Below are 14,321 nucleotides of genomic sequence, written 5' to 3' on the forward strand. Positions count from 1 at the left end.
TGCGGCGCTGGCCCCCGGCAAGGCGGGAAAAAGCATCGCAGCCGCCGAACCCCCTGGACTTCGGCATAACAAGTCGCCATGGTCATGCCGAGTCACGAGCCCTAGGAAACAGTAACGATCATGAGTGATGCAGCAAGGTTGACGATGGTCGACCTATTCGCCGGATGCGGTGGACTGTCGTTGGGAATGGAGAACGCCGGCTTTACCCCGTACTTCGTGAATGAGCTCAACGAGCACGCGATGGCGACCTACCTTGCCAATCGGCACCACGTGCTTGGCGGCAAGCCGTTCGCCGACCAACCAAACCTTCGCTGCAACGATGCCCACGAACTTCAGGGCGAGCGCCTCGAACAAATGGTCGATGACCTAGTCGCGCTGGGGCTGGAGCTGCCCGACACGAAGGCCGCAGCGGCTGGAAACGGGCAGGGCACGCTCGACCTGCTCGCTGGCGGCCCGCCCTGCCAAGGTTATTCGGGAATTGGACACCGGCGATCGTATTCGGTGGATAAGAAGGATCTACCGTCGAACCAGCTTTACCAGCGCATGGCGGCAATCATCCGGAGGCTACGGCCGCGCATCTTCCTGTTTGAGAACGTCAGGGGCCTGTTGAACTCAAAGTGGACGCGCGATGGCGATGACAAGATTTGGCCTTACGTCCTGCGCGAATTTCGTTCGATCCCTGGTTACGAGGTGCGCTGGTCACTAGTCCGGGCCGGCGACTACGGCGTTCCACAAAACCGTCCCCGCGTTCTTCTCGTCGGCATTCGGAACGACATCCTCAAGAACAGCGAGACGCTGAAGCCAGACGTCGACGAGGAGGACGCGGTAAAGTGCGGGTTCTTGCCGGCTGGCGAACCATCGGAGTGCCCTGACCTCATTGACCTGTTGGGAGATCTCGTCGACCCGGCGATCGAGAAGGCATTGGAGGAGAGCGTCTACCCTGCAGGTAAATTCGCGACACTGAAGTATCCGCACCCCGCAAAGACCGAGGAGCAACGCGCCATGCGCGTACCGGCTCCAGCACATGAGCACAGGTCGAAAGGCGAGCTGACCGACCACGAGTATTCGAAACACGCTCCGCGCATCGTGCAAAAATTCAAGCATATGCTCGCGAACAATGGTGAGATCCCGGACGACGCTCAAACCAAGAAGTTCTCGCAGCGCGTATTGTTGAAGACCTGGGGCAATCGCCCACCCAACATTACGGCGACCTCGATGCCAGATGACTACGTGCATTTTTCTCAACCACGAACGCTGACGGTGCGCGAGTGGGCAAGATTGCAACTCTTTCCCGACTGGTACAGGTTTGAAGGTAAGCGCACCACCGGCGGCATTCGTCGCGCCGGGAATCCGAGGGAAGGAATCTTTGACCGTGAGGTCCCGAAATACACTCAAATCGGGAACGCCGTGCCGGTGGGGCTCGCGGAACGCGTCGGAAAGCATTTCAAGCGCATCCTCGGGGAAGCGCTAGGAGATGCTGGCAAAAAGTGATTTCCCAGTCGAGGACGCGCTTGAGCTCCTGACCCGGCATGACATTGACGCCACCCTTCTGGTGCCAACACCGACAGGGCTCGACAAGTCCATCATGGACGCGACCGAGGAAGCTCGGGACTACCTCTCGGACAAAGGTTTTCACGACTACGCCTCGCAAGATCAGGGGCCCGAGGCGAAGGTCGTGCGTGACGCGTTCTTCGTGACAGAGACGGGCCTCGAGCGCACTCGCGTTTCGCTTTATCGCCCGCAGACCAAGTCAGGTGATCCGCGGATCTGGCTAGGCGAGGCGACACGAAGAAACGCAAATCCGTTCAACCTTCTCGCGTTGGTCGTCCTCGGTGACGAGCTCTACGTTGCAAACCTCAGTAACCCGCGGGTTCGGGCAGCTATCGGGGACCCAGCATCGCCCTTTGGACGGCTCGTACACAAAGCAGAAGAGAGCGATACCGGGGCGGTTGAAGACCTCCTTGGGCTACTGCGTGAGGTCGCTAAGCGCGGCTACGTGAAAACGTTGCGGCCAGGCGACACGGGCGTTGGCATGACGCTAGAGACGCTTCTTGGGATTGCCGCGAACTCGAGCCAACTGCCCGATTTCCGGGGAATCGAGCTGAAGGCAAAGCGAGTTGGCCGAACCATCAACAGGTCGAGCCTGTTCTCACAGGTGCCGGACTGGAAGCTTAGCCCTGTCAGGTCAGCAATGGGCCTATTGGAGCGACGGGGCTACGAGCGGGAGGGGCGCCTACAGCTGTACCATGAGCTGGATGGCAAGCGGCCGAACTCGATGGGGCTAAAGCTCGACATCGAAGCTGAGGCGGACCTGTTGCGGCAGGTGCACGTCGATCCTGTGACCTCCGTAATCACGCACGATGTGAGCTGGAGAATGCAAGCTCTCCGCGACCGCCTGGCCTCTAAGCATGCCGAGACATTTTGGGTCCGTGCGCGGTGTCGCGGCAAGGGCGAGGACGAGGAGTTTTGCTATGTCGAGGTCGAGCACACCAAGCAGCCGAAGGTTCGCAACCTCGAGGCCCTAATCGAGGCAGGTGTCATTTCGATGGATTACACCCTCTCGAAAATCTCTCCGACGCGGGCTCGAGACCATGGATATTTGTTCAAGATCCATCCCGCAAATCTTGGCGCCCTGTTCCCCCCGTCGCGGACCTATGCCCTCGCCTGACGCGCTCACACGTGGCCAGAAGGTAAAGCTCAGTCGCCTCGCGAGGGATCTCCTTGATTGGGCCAGCGAGCATGGGCGCACCTTCCCTTGGCGAGACGATGGGGTATCAACGTATGAAAAGATCGCGGTCGAGGTTCTCCTGCAACGCACGACCGCTACGGCCGTGTCGCGGTTCTACGGGGCGTTTTTTGAAAAGTACTCTGGCTGGTCAGAGCTCGCGTCAGCAGAGGTCGAGGATCTTGAACAGTTTTTGAAGCCGCTAGGCTTGTGGCGGAGGCGGGCGGTCGCCCTTATCGGTCTTGCGAGGTACGCTCGGGACAGGAACGGGTCCTTTCCGGAACACCAAAGTGAACACTCCGAGATACCTGCGGTCGGCCAATATGTTTCGAATGCCATTCTGACATTCCAGCACGGGCAGTCATTGCCCCTCATCGACGTCAACATGGCACGCGTCATCGAGCGCTTTGTCCGGCCGCGACGCTTGGCCGACATCAGGTACGATCCGTGGCTACAAGACGCGGCCAAGTGGTTTGTCCGAGGTCGTGACTCCGCGTTCAGGAGTTGGGCGATACTCGATTTCGCAGCACTGACATGCAAGGCGCGAAAGCCCGAATGTCCCACCTGCCCAGTTAGGCGCAGATGCAGCTATTTCGCTGGCACGAAGCAGGCGGTAGCTGATCGCTAGACAGATTCCTCGAGGCTGCTGGCAGGCTCCTGCCAATCCTCGCTTCGAAGTTGTCGAACGCGCTTTTCGAACACCTTTCGAAAATCATTCACGTGCTTGGCAAGCCACGCGTGTTGCCTCTGCCAGTCAGAACGGTCCTCCGGATCCACGTTGCTCAAGGCAATCGAGATTCGCTTGTCGCGGGCGTCTGGAAGTTCGTCCCAGTGAAGCTCGTATCCTAGCTCGCGCTCGACGTCGGCTTGCTGGTTTCGAAGCTGATAGAAAAACGACTTCGCGTGTTCGTTTGAAATGTAGAGCTCTGCGCGCACCTGCTTTTTTGGGCGGATCATCACCGCACTCACCATGAAGCCGCTCCTGCCAACGGGATACGTCATCCAAGACTGCGGTTGCGCCTTCCGGTTGCCGGCAATCGGGCCTTTGTGCCGATCGAGCTCAAGGTGGAACTGCTCCCAGTATTCCCGTTGAAGGACGCGAGTTTCGGAAAGCTCTGACTCGTCAATTGCTCGGGCGGCCTGCGCTACGGATCGCGACCAATTGTTTGGCTTGGAAACGATGTTGAACTTTGGAGCGGCGGGTGAATCGCCGATGCGCCAGAGCTCCACCTCGAGGCCAAAAAAGCGAAACGTGTCATCCGTGATCTTGTTGAGCCAATCGAGCGTAGACCGATGCTCCTCGGTGAACCGGGCGGCAATCCACACGATGGTGACGGCCTCTAGGCCAGAGGCGTAAGTCAAGAGCTGGCCGAGATGACAGTGGTCCGTTCTCTCGAGCTGATTTTCTACCAGTACCCAGGAGTTGGTGCCGAGTTCCTTGCAAAGGATGTCTGCTCGGAACGGGCCTACCGCCTTTTCCTGCGCCTCTAGTTCCAGTTCTAGGCCTAGGGTCTCCGCGAGAACTGCCAGATTCTCTTCGCGCGCCAGCCAAGGCGTAAAAGAGGTGGCCTCAGACGCCCAGATATCGCGCAGCTCTACCTTCGCAAGCCGTCCTAAGCTGATTTCGACCATCAAACCTACGCCCCCGTTACTTCAACGCACGATGGCCATCTTTGCGAGGTCAACCTGAATTAGCAACCAGCTGACATCTGCTTGTCGACACCTCGGGATTTGAAAGTAGGCTGTTCCCATGTCCAGAGTCGTGCAGCCAACCGGGAGTCGGGGTAGTCTCAAGTGGATTCAGCTCTCGGTGAACGACCGATGGTCTTCGCTTGAGGACCCGATCGAAGCCAAGCTTGGCGGAAACGTCCAGTGGCGCTCGCCGCTCTCAGGCGATGACTACGCGGAGTATCGTGACGGCGAGTTTCTAGACATCGTTGATCTCGGGCACCTGAGATCCGACTTGGCCGACTTCTGGCCATCGCGCGGTCCGCAGTGGGACGCGCTTGGCGTCGGCCCGAAAGGGCAAGTCATCTTGGTCGAAGCCAAGGCGCACGTCGGGGAAATGTGCTCGCCTCCCACGGGCGCCAGCCAAGCTTCGCGGCGCCGCATCACCGACAACTTGAATGCCTGTGCGCAGTTGCTCGGCGCCCGCGAAGGCCATGCCGATTGGAGCCGTCATTTCTACCAGATCGCGAACCGGCTAGCCCATCTCCGTTTCCTACGAGAGCGAGGTGTGGACGCCTATCTTGTCCTCGTGAATTTCCTGAACGACCGCGAGATGGGTGGCCCGTCTACGCCGGAAGCATGGGAAGCGGCCTACCAGGTCGCGTTTCACGTCTTAGGGCTGTCCAAGCGTCATCCGTTGTCGCGCTACATCGTCGACGTTTATCCCGACGTTGCAACGATGAGAGGTCAGGAATGACGTGCCCAGAGATAGAGCAATTCTACTCGCAGTTCCTCCCCGAAGACGTTGTAGTGGAGAGCGTCCCCATCAAGGGCATGCGCTTCGTGACAAAGAGCCTGTCGCCACACCAATCTCCGAGATCTCCAACGGTTCGGAGCATCGCTGCGTTGGCAGCAGCAGCGGCGGCGTCGCACGTGAAGCTCGAAGTCGGCGAACTGGTCCCTCGGCACTTACCAATGCCGGCCGGCGTGATCGAGAACGGCGCCTCGAGCGATATCCTGCGTGCTGGCCTTGCCACGGTGGACCGAACGGCCCAGGGCAATGATGCCTTCCGTCTTACGCAGTTGGGCGTCGATGCAATCCGCTCGACTCTGACTTCGTCAACTTTGAACCGATTTTTCGGCGCCAGCTAATCGGAATCGGCGCTCAATTTCACTCGCGGTTACCTGCCATTTCTCGAAGAGCTCGACCGACGACCCGCGGGCACTTACCGGGTTCGAGTTGAGTGTCATGCCGAGCGGGTTGCCCTTGATGCAAAGGCGCCGGGCTTCGGCGAACGGCACGAGGAAGAAAACGAAGGGCGAGTCAGGATCGAGATAGAAGCTAGAAAATCGAGGATCCGTTTCTCCGACTAGCAGGAGGTGATCGTAGGCCTTCCCTCCGCGCTCGCCGTAGATTTTCTGCCATTGCCAGCGGAGCGTGGGCGCGGAGCGGTTCGGTCGTGACAATTTCGCGAACTTGACCTCTACGAGTTCTCCACGAACTTCGATGTCGTGCGGCGCGCCGTGGGACGTGAGGTGTCCCCCGACCAGATTCGCGACTAGCTGTTCTCCGGTTATGCCGGCGGCCAAGGTGCGGTGCTGCCCGAGAAAACGCACCTGCTCCTCGAGCGATCGAACACGGTCTCGCAGCTCTTGGTTTTCCGCCCGAAGGCTTTGAATGTCATCCCGCATTTTCGGTCACCGGCCAGTCCCATCCTGACTTCAGAGACGCCTCGTCCGTTTCCTCAAGCCATTCACGAATCTCTCGTGATGCTTCTCGTTCTCCTTCGGCACGGGGTCCACCACGTTTTCATGTTCGACCATCTCGATGAACTCGAAATGTTTCCGAAACTCGCTGGAGTGCGCCTCGATCGCCTTGCCATAGTGTTCGATGGCGCTGTCAGACTAAGTCGCACAATTCTCCGATTGGGCGCAGTTCGGTCTTTGAGGCGCGGGTTTAGCCGGCAAGCTGCCGCCACTCGTCCAAGGCGGCCGAGCGGAGTGCCTTGTAGGTTTGTCGATCGACGAGGTGACGTTCGGAGTTGAAGTGATTGTGGACGTTGGCGTGGACGGATGCGAACTTCTGCAAGGTCTTCATTCGTCGGAACCTGAGCATCGATCGCTCCCGTCTTCGGAAGCTGAGGTGACTGTTCTCGACGCGGTTGTTGGCCCAGCGTCCGACCTCCTGTTTGTCCCGGTTGCCGAGCTCGGTCATCGCTGCCTTGTAGGAGCGCAGGCCATCGGTGGTGATGGCTTCCGGTGAGCCGTAGCGCTTGAGCGCCTTCTTCATGAACTTCAGCGCTGCACCCTTGTCCCGCTCCCTGGTAACGAAGCTCTCGAGGATCTCGCCCTCATGATCGACGGCGCGCCACAGGTAGCGCATCTCGCCGTTCACCTTTACGTACATCTCGTCGAGGTGCCAGCGCCACTGGCGCATCCCGCGCATCGCGCTCACCCGCTGCCGGCGAATGTCCGCGGCGAACATCGGCCCGAACCTGTTCCACCAGTGGCGCACGGTCTCGTAGCTGACATCGATGCCGCGCTCGGCCAGCAGGTCCTCGACGTTGCGCAAGCTAAGCGGGTATTTGACGTACAGCATCACCGCCAGGCGGATGATCTCGGGCGAGCTGTTGAAATAGCGGAACGGGCTGGCAGGTTTGCGGGGGCGAGGCATGAAGCGCCCCTACCCTGCGATCCTTACTCAGAGGTGCATCTGGTCTGACAGGGCCCCTTTTACCGGTGAGTCTCAAATCGGCACATGCGGATGCGGACGAGTGCGACTTGCTTAATTTCCGTTAACCGATATTCAGCTAAGCTCGTTTGTGTCGCGTTGGGGGGTTTCAATGAAAAAATTCGCGAAGACGCTTTTGGCAGCCGTGTGTTTCGTCGCCGGCGCAGCGCCTGCCGCAGCCGGCGTTTTATACGTAACCGACGGCGATTCCTCGAGACTAGCAATCGTCAACACGGCCACCCAGGCCGTCACGGTAACCCCGACGCTGCCAGGCCAGTACCCAATCGCGGTCAGCTCGAGCGTGTGGGTCGGCAATTACTACGGTAGCAACTCGTCGCAATACAATTTGGATGGATCGCCCACGGGCGTAACCGCTCCGGCTGCCGATGTGAATGCCGTGGATGGAACGACGAACGGCGTTTACAACTTCGAGCTGGGTAATGCCTTCACGAATAGCGCGACCGTGTATCGCGCAAATCTAGACTGGACCAACCCGGTCGCCCTTTTCAACGTGCAGCACGGTTCGGACCTCGTCGGGATCACTTATGACACCTTGAGCGGAAACTTATGGGTTTCGAACAATACGACGCTCTTCCAGTATACCTTGGCGGGCGGACTCATCAGTCAATTCAATCATGCTGGTGGTCGCGGTTCACTTGCTTATGACACCGCGGACGGGACGCTCTGGTACGTTTCTAACGGGTCGAACGCGATCCGTCAGTACTCGACCTCGGGTTCATTACTGCAGACTTTGAACATTCCCGGTCTGGCTTCGAACAACTGGGGCGCTGAATTTGCTATCGGTGCAACTCCCGGTGCTGTCCCGAGCCGGGAACTTGGGCAATGATGCTGCTTGGATTCGGTGCCATTGGCTTCGGTATGCGTAAGCGCGCACGGGCCCACCCAATCGCGCAGTGTGCATAGACCATCGACCCCGGTGACTCAGGCGGTCCGGTCGCAAGGCCGGGCCGCTTTTCTTTTCAACCCGTGTCTAAACCAGTGGCAGGATCATCAACCGGGCCTCTTTGCTGCCGCACCTGGAGCATTTGAGACGAGGCCTAACGCCCTCAGGCTGCCCGCGCCGCATAGCTTCCCGACCTCGTAGCCACTGAACGTCCGCGCTGCCCCACATCCTCCGCACTCGATCCTCAGGCCTGCACCGAATCGCACGAGTTCGGCCGTCGTTCGGATGTGCTTGGTGGACATTGCCGCCCGCTAACGCGTTGAGAACGATTGAGAACATCAGGTCTCGGCCGCAGCGGCAAATTCTTTTTGGTAACTCGACCGGAGTGCCGCCGTCTCCCACAGCGCTAGCGTCCGATTTGGGTCGAAAGCGGACATCAGCCCAGAAAGGTCGCCCCATCGCCATGGGGCGGAGCCACTGTCGAAATTTCCGGCAGGCGCTACCTGCGTTGCCGGAATCGCCAGGCCACGACCCGGCGCCCAATCACAACAGGAAGTCCCCGAACTCAGAGCGTGAAGACCATCGAGGCGAACCCAGAAATCGGCTTTGCCGTCGCCGTCGGTGTCGCCCTGGATGTAGGTGTTGCCACTGATCTGTTGATACCGGAGTTCGCCCGTCACGCCGTTGAAGGCGGCACTCCCAATGAAGCTGAACGCCTGATCGCCATTCGTCTGGGCATTTGAATCAACTGCAGTGAAGTCAAGCCGATCCGCCTGCAGGCGGTTGAAATCATGAATGCGATCGGCAGTGCCGCTGCTCATTCCAGCGAAGTCGCCCGATGAGAAGGCGAACAGGTCGGCACCTCCGCCGCCATAGAAGCGATCAAGTCCCGAACCGCCGCTCAATGCATCCGCGCCACTCTCGCCGTAAAGGATGTCATTGCCTGCCTCCCCGCGCAGTTGGTCATCGCCACCTCTCCCATACAGAAGGTTGGCCCCGCTGTTTCCGAGGACCAGATTGGCGAGTTCGTTTCCAAACCCGCGAGTATTTCCCGATCCAGATAATTCCAGCTCTTCGATGTTGCCGCGAAGCTGATGGTTGATCGATGCGACGACGCGATCGGTGCCCTCGCCAGCATTCTCGTACGCGTAGTCGGCGAGATCGGAAACAATATACCGGTCGTCCCCGGTGCCGCCGTACATCCGGTCATATCCTGATCCACCCGTGAGAGTGTCGGCACCCTCGGCTCCCAGGAGGTAATCGTCTCCGGCGCCGCCATCCAGGGCATCGTCACCCTCGTAGCCATAGAGCCTGTTGCCGACGGCGTTTCCAACCAGAACGTTATACAGAGCGTTCCCCTTACCGATTACCGCGGTGCCTGTCAGAGTCAGATCCTCGACGTTGTCGCGCAATTGGTAATCCAGGCTGGCCAATGCGCGGTCGCGTCCTTCCCCCGCGTTTTCGTAGGCGTAGTCGTCCGCGTCGGCGACAACGTAGGTGTCGTCACCCAACCCACCATACATTCGATCGTATCCGGCGCCGCCGACAAGCTGATCGTTGCCGGCACCGGCAAGAAGGAGGTCATCACCCGCGCCGCCGATGAGGAGGTCGTCTCCGCCCAGCCCATCCAATCGATCGGCCCCACTCCCTCCATCAAGAGAGTTTCCGAGCGCATCTCCGCGAAGCACGTCGTCGAAAGCCGAGCCGATCAGATTTTCCACGTCTACGAGCCAGTCTGCTCCGGCCCCTACTGTATCCTGCGCAGTCTGAAGCCCAAGGTTCACGCGGACGCCGTAATCAGCGGTGATGTAGGAGGCACTGTCTGAGCCATCTCCGCCGTTTATCTGGTCGTCGCCACGTCCTCCTTCCAGGATATCGTCGCCCCCCTTACCAGTGAGCGTGTCATTCCCGGATAACCCGAAAAGATGATCTGAACCAAAGCCTCCGGCCAAGTTGTCATCACCATCAGTACCAAGGACATCACCAACGGGCGCCAAGATGAAATCCGACATCGTGAGATCGGTAACGCCAAGGGGTAAAGTGACCCGCAGCGTCATCGTCCCCGTCGAGGTAGCAATTGTCACGGTAACGTACGGCAACTCGAACGGAATGCGGACATGCGTCCAACTGATTGACCGAACGTCGAGAGCGCTGAGGTCAATCTTATCGACTCCAGTTTCAAGGGCGACGCGGTCCTGAGCTGCTTCAGTCGATTCCAAGACGTCATTATAGACGTATAAGTCAGCGCCCTGCGCACCCCCTAGATAGTCTGCTCCCAGACCGCCAATCAGAATGTCGTCGCCATCCATCCCGGTGAGGACATCGGTACCTGTGCTTCCAACCAAAACGTTATCGAGCTCATTTCCTCGCACCTGACCCGCAGTCATCAGGGTAGCGTTCTCGACGTTGGCCGCCATTTCGTAGTCGCCGTTCAGGCCGTTCAACAGGACCTGATCAACGCCTTCGCCCGGCCTTTCGACAACCACGTCGTCGGGAGTGTTTATGACGTAAGTGTCATTTCCTTTACCGCCGACCATGGTATCGGTCCCCGCTCCGCCATCGAGCCGGTCATTAGCCAAACCACCAACGAGCAAGTCGTCGCCGCCACCGCCATTGAGTCGTGTCACACCCACGGTCGCCAGCAGTGCGTCGTCGTTTGACGTCCCGATTATGGTCGAACCTTTGGGTGCAACGTCGATGTCTGAGGAATTTACCGACCCGGCTACTCTGATTACCGTCGTGCCAGACGCACTTTGAGCCGTGATAGTCGTTACGCCATTTGCCGTCGCCAGATTCACCGAAGTCGTCGCGAGTGCGCTCAGATCGATGCGATCGATGCCAGTCTCGAAGTCTTGGATTAGATCGCTTGCCGATCCAATCGAGTCGTTCGCGGACAGGAAGATGAATCGATCAGAACCGGCCCCGCCAAAAAGCTGATCGGCACCGTATCCTCCTGCGACAAGGTCGTTACCCTCGCCTCCTGTCAGCCCATCAGCGAAGGCACCGCCGATAAGCATATCCGCACCGAGTCCCCCCTCAACATCGATGAGTGCGGTCGCGTCTGTGCCTCGGTAAAGATCACTCCCGGCGCCCAAGGCGACGTTGCCCGAAATACTTCCCGAGTTGTAAATTGCGTCGGACAGCTGACCAAGCCGCACGCTTCCGGAAATGCTGCCGCTATTGATGATTTCGCTGCGCCCCGCCGTAGACTGGATCGCAACGACGCCGCTGACGATTCCCGAATTGACGAACGAGTTGACCGTTGCCCATGGGGATGTGGTCAGCAAGATCACAGCGACTGCGTCATTGGCCGCGCTCCCCTCACCGTGAGATGCGCTGATGCTGCCGCTATTTACAAACGTCCCGCCCGCGTTGAGCCGAACAGCGTAGGTTCCACTCCCGCCGATGGCCTCGATCGTTCCATGGTTTTCAGCGATCGGAGCGGTTGGGCGTTGCGGCCCCCCTCCAATATTTATCGCATGGGACATCCCGGTAACGGACTTGGCCGAAATCACGCCGGAGTTCTCAAAAACCTTGTCACCCCGGAGATAGGTGAGCGTTACTGCATATGCATCGCCACTGATTGCCTGGCAGATAATTTCGCCAGTGTTTGCAAGATTACCTCGGACCTCGATCGCATAAGCGAAGCCTCCGCCGCTTCCGATGGAGGAAACGCTTCCAGAATTGCTAATCGACTCAATAGTCCCGGTTATGGCACGGCTGGTAATGTAGGGGGTACTTGTCGAAAGTGCGACGACACCATTGTTAATGAGAGCGTCAATGCTGTGATTGGTCGCCGTCAATACGTTGGCATCGTCGGCGCGGAATACCTCTCCGTCGTCTATGAACAAGTCATGCTCCAGGGCGACCGTTCCCGTTCTGACTGGATCGGTCAGCGCAAGGCCCGTCGCGCCACCGGGCGCCAAAGCGGCCGCACCCGATGCGATCGAGCCGAGCCCCGAGTAGCCGGCCGGCGCTGCAGCTCCGACCGAAATACTTAATCCAAACGGGGCATACACCGTTTCGCTACCGAGCACGAAGACGCGAATGGTGGCCCCGTCGCGAGTGATGGAAGCAGCCTCGCTCCATGCGCCCACAAGCGCAATATGGCTTGAGCCTTGACCTTCAAAATTGAGCTTTCCGCCGCCGAGCGTCTGCGCGTCCCCGGCTCGAACCAGGACAGCCTGGTCCGCGTTCAGGAGAATATTTTCAAAACCCGTCAGCCGACCTGTGGCCAAGGCCGCCTTCAGGTCGAGTTTCATTGCGCCGACATTGAAGCTCAATGTGTCATAACCGCCGTCGCCAGCCAGCAGTGCGAACGACAGGTCTTCCGCTTCAACCAGGTCGTTCTGCTCGCCCGCACGCACGACGTCAGCGCCCCGGCTGATGATGTGGTCCGAACCACCTTCACCATACAAACCGTCATTACCCGATCCGCCGATGAGGAAGTCGGCGCCGGTGCCACCCAGGAGAAGGTCGTTACCGCCATTCCCGTTCAGGTGATCGTTGCCGCGATTGCCAGTTGCGCGATCAGAACCGGCGGAACCATTCAATTGATCGTCGTGCCAGCCAAGGTCGATCACACCGACGATCGAGCCGCCTGACGTATCCAGCACATCATTTTCGTCGCCCAAGGCGATGTCGCCTTGAATCGCGCCCTGATTGACCAGGGTGTCTTTCCCGCCACCTGTTTCGACTCGTCCAAAGATCTGACCGCTGCTCGTGTTGGTAATGCGGTCGCTTCCCCTGGGACCGTACATCGTGTCCGTGCTGAAACTCGACCAAGCGATGTCCGCTCGCAAAAGGCCGCTGTTGACGAAGTTCAGCGTCTCGACTTCCAAACCGCCCGCCAAGATTCCGTACGAAGGCGCCCCGCCGGTCGCCAGCGCTTCGATCCGACCGTGGTTCGCGATCAGGGTATCGCCAAGCAGCGATCCTCTTGAATAGATGACGGCGGTAGCGGAAATGCCCTCAGCCAAAATGCTCCCGCCGGCATCGTTCTGGAGGTCGCCTCCGTTGAACAACGCGACTGCGGTAGCGGCGCCGACGCCGCCGGCGTTGCCCGTGCTCGCCGCCGGCGCGTACGCAACGATGAGCCCCGAATTCTGAATACGAGCTGCGGGGTCCCAATGCTCGACCGCCTGGGCGTTCCCATTCGCGATGGCATAGATCGAGCCGCTGTTTGAAACCAGGTCTCCGCGACTGGCGACCGATACGCCGTAAGCATTCCCGTTAGTCGCCTCAGCCACCATCGTGCCGGTGTTCGTGACGGTCGGCAGGTTAAATCCGACGAGGATCGAGGTTACGTTTTCGGCTGATCTATTCCACAATGTACCATGATTGGTGAACGACGTGACGTTGTGATCCGCCCAGAACATTCGAGCAATCGCGGCATATGATGATGTCGTCGATGCGACGACGTAGTCCTCACCAGACGACAGGAAGTATTCCGCCAGGAAATTGTTCGCCGTCCCGGGAGGCCCAGGAAGTGTGAAAAGCTGGGGCATTTATCGCCCGATGACGACGATTGGTTGAACAGCACCATTCTCGCTAGACCGACCAGCCATCCCTTACGCTCCCTGACAATACTACCGCCATTAAGTGTGGTGCCTATCGCCTTCGCGACCGGCCAAGCAAGGGGAATCACCTGGGAAACGGAGCCGGACCGTCGGGTCGTTCATCAGCGTGGAGTCCGATTTTGGTCGAAGTCAGACGCGGCACGTTCGTGTGGGAAGCGGACATTGGCATCATTCGCCGACGCAGATAGCTTCTGACAATGGCGCGCACACAGCAGATGTTCGAGAATATTACCGACGGTCCAATCTACGTATCTGTTGAGCCGTGGCCGAAGTGATTCGAGTTGGAGCCGCAGGACAAGCTGACGCTTATCTGGAACGCCGCTGACGTTGGCGATGCTGTGCAGGTCAAGGTCATCGACGAGCGCGAAATTGTTGTCTGGCCAAACGGCAATCTAGAGGACCTCGTCATAATGTTTAATGGAGGCTCCTCCGCAGGTCGAAGCTGGGCGTTCAAGCATCGATGACGTCGAAAGCTTATGTCCGCACTGGGTGTCTGCGAGCTTATGACCGGGCTCAGTTCGTTGGTTAGGTCCAAGCCAGATTGAGTACCCTTGCCGCCATCCCTGCCTTTTCCTGAGGCAAGAACCGTCCGTAGTGCTTGGCAACCATGTCCGGCGTGTCATGGATTGCGTAGCTGGCTTGCTCGTACGAGCCGGTCTGCTTCAGAATGTGAGTGGCGAGAACGTCCCGGACATTGTGCGGCCCGTGAGGCAA

Annotated in this window: 9 protein-coding genes and 1 pseudogene; 6 read left to right on the plus strand and 4 right to left on the minus strand. The window is 59.0% G+C overall.

What is annotated here, in order from left to right; translation table 11 throughout:
* Nucleotides 1-120 precede the first annotated feature (120 nt).
* Genes H9L12_RS10095 through H9L12_RS10105 form a run of 3 tightly spaced genes read left to right on the plus strand, consistent with a single transcriptional unit; the run spans nucleotide 121 to nucleotide 3,353 of the window.
* The gene (locus H9L12_RS10095) at nucleotides 121-1,491 is read left to right on the plus strand and encodes a DNA cytosine methyltransferase (protein ID WP_187541629.1); all 1,371 of its coding nucleotides are present in this window, start codon (nucleotides 121-123) and stop codon (nucleotides 1,489-1,491) included.
* Nucleotides 1,475-2,668: an MvaI/BcnI family restriction endonuclease gene (locus tag H9L12_RS10100; protein WP_187541630.1), complete on the plus strand. Its 1,194-nt coding sequence runs from the start codon at nucleotides 1,475-1,477 to the stop codon at nucleotides 2,666-2,668. Before H9L12_RS10095 ends, H9L12_RS10100 begins: the two co-directional genes overlap by 17 nt.
* Entirely contained in the window at nucleotides 2,655-3,353 is a 699-nt protein-coding gene (locus tag H9L12_RS10105; RefSeq protein ID WP_187541631.1) for an endonuclease III domain-containing protein, read from the plus strand. The genes H9L12_RS10100 and H9L12_RS10105 overlap by 14 nt, the downstream gene beginning before the upstream one ends.
* Here the strand turns inward: H9L12_RS10105 and H9L12_RS10110 are convergent.
* Nucleotides 3,350-4,357 carry a DUF4268 domain-containing protein gene (locus tag H9L12_RS10110; protein ID WP_187541632.1) on the minus strand — a complete coding sequence of 336 codons (1,008 nt, stop codon included), beginning with the start codon at nucleotides 4,355-4,357 and terminating at the stop codon, nucleotides 3,350-3,352. The genes H9L12_RS10105 and H9L12_RS10110 overlap by 4 nt on opposite strands.
* Nucleotides 4,358-4,535: 178 nt before the next feature.
* Here H9L12_RS10110 and H9L12_RS10115 point away from each other — a divergent pair, with 178 nt between their 5' ends.
* Nucleotides 4,536-5,150 carry a hypothetical protein gene (locus H9L12_RS10115; protein ID WP_187541633.1) on the plus strand — a complete coding sequence of 205 codons (615 nt, stop codon included), beginning with the start codon at nucleotides 4,536-4,538 and terminating at the stop codon, nucleotides 5,148-5,150.
* Between the two features lie 362 nt (nucleotides 5,151-5,512).
* Here the strand turns inward: H9L12_RS10115 and H9L12_RS10120 are convergent, their stop codons facing one another.
* Together H9L12_RS10120 and H9L12_RS10125 are read right to left on the minus strand one after the other, a co-directional pair.
* The gene (locus H9L12_RS10120) at nucleotides 5,513-6,085 is read right to left on the minus strand and encodes a hypothetical protein (RefSeq protein ID WP_187541634.1); all 573 of its coding nucleotides are present in this window, start codon (nucleotides 6,083-6,085) and stop codon (nucleotides 5,513-5,515) included.
* Nucleotides 6,086-6,350: 265 nt separating this feature from the next.
* The gene (locus H9L12_RS10125) at nucleotides 6,351-7,067 is read right to left on the minus strand and encodes an IS6 family transposase (protein ID WP_187541635.1); all 717 of its coding nucleotides are present in this window, start codon (nucleotides 7,065-7,067) and stop codon (nucleotides 6,351-6,353) included.
* A 169-nt stretch (nucleotides 7,068-7,236) separates the two neighbouring features.
* On the opposite strand from H9L12_RS10125, the gene H9L12_RS10130 reads away from it, so the two are divergent.
* Complete coding sequence (locus H9L12_RS10130; protein ID WP_187541636.1) at nucleotides 7,237-7,971, plus strand: NHL repeat-containing protein; 735 nt, start codon at nucleotides 7,237-7,239, stop codon at nucleotides 7,969-7,971.
* A pseudogene (locus H9L12_RS10135) lies at nucleotides 7,947-8,048 on the plus strand (PEPxxWA-CTERM sorting domain-containing protein); the annotation flags it as partial. The gene H9L12_RS10130 and the pseudogene H9L12_RS10135, both read left to right, overlap by 25 nt.
* 318 nt (nucleotides 8,049-8,366) lie before the next feature.
* Here H9L12_RS10135 and H9L12_RS10140 read toward each other — a convergent pair.
* Nucleotides 8,367-13,535: a beta strand repeat-containing protein gene (locus H9L12_RS10140; protein WP_187541637.1), complete on the minus strand. Its 5,169-nt coding sequence runs from the start codon at nucleotides 13,533-13,535 to the stop codon at nucleotides 8,367-8,369.
* Between the last annotated feature and the right edge of the window lie 786 nt (nucleotides 13,536-14,321).

The sequence above is a fragment of the Sphingomonas rhizophila genome, assembly GCF_014396585.1.
GTDB classification, from domain to species: domain Bacteria; phylum Pseudomonadota; class Alphaproteobacteria; order Sphingomonadales; family Sphingomonadaceae; genus Sphingomicrobium; species Sphingomicrobium rhizophilum.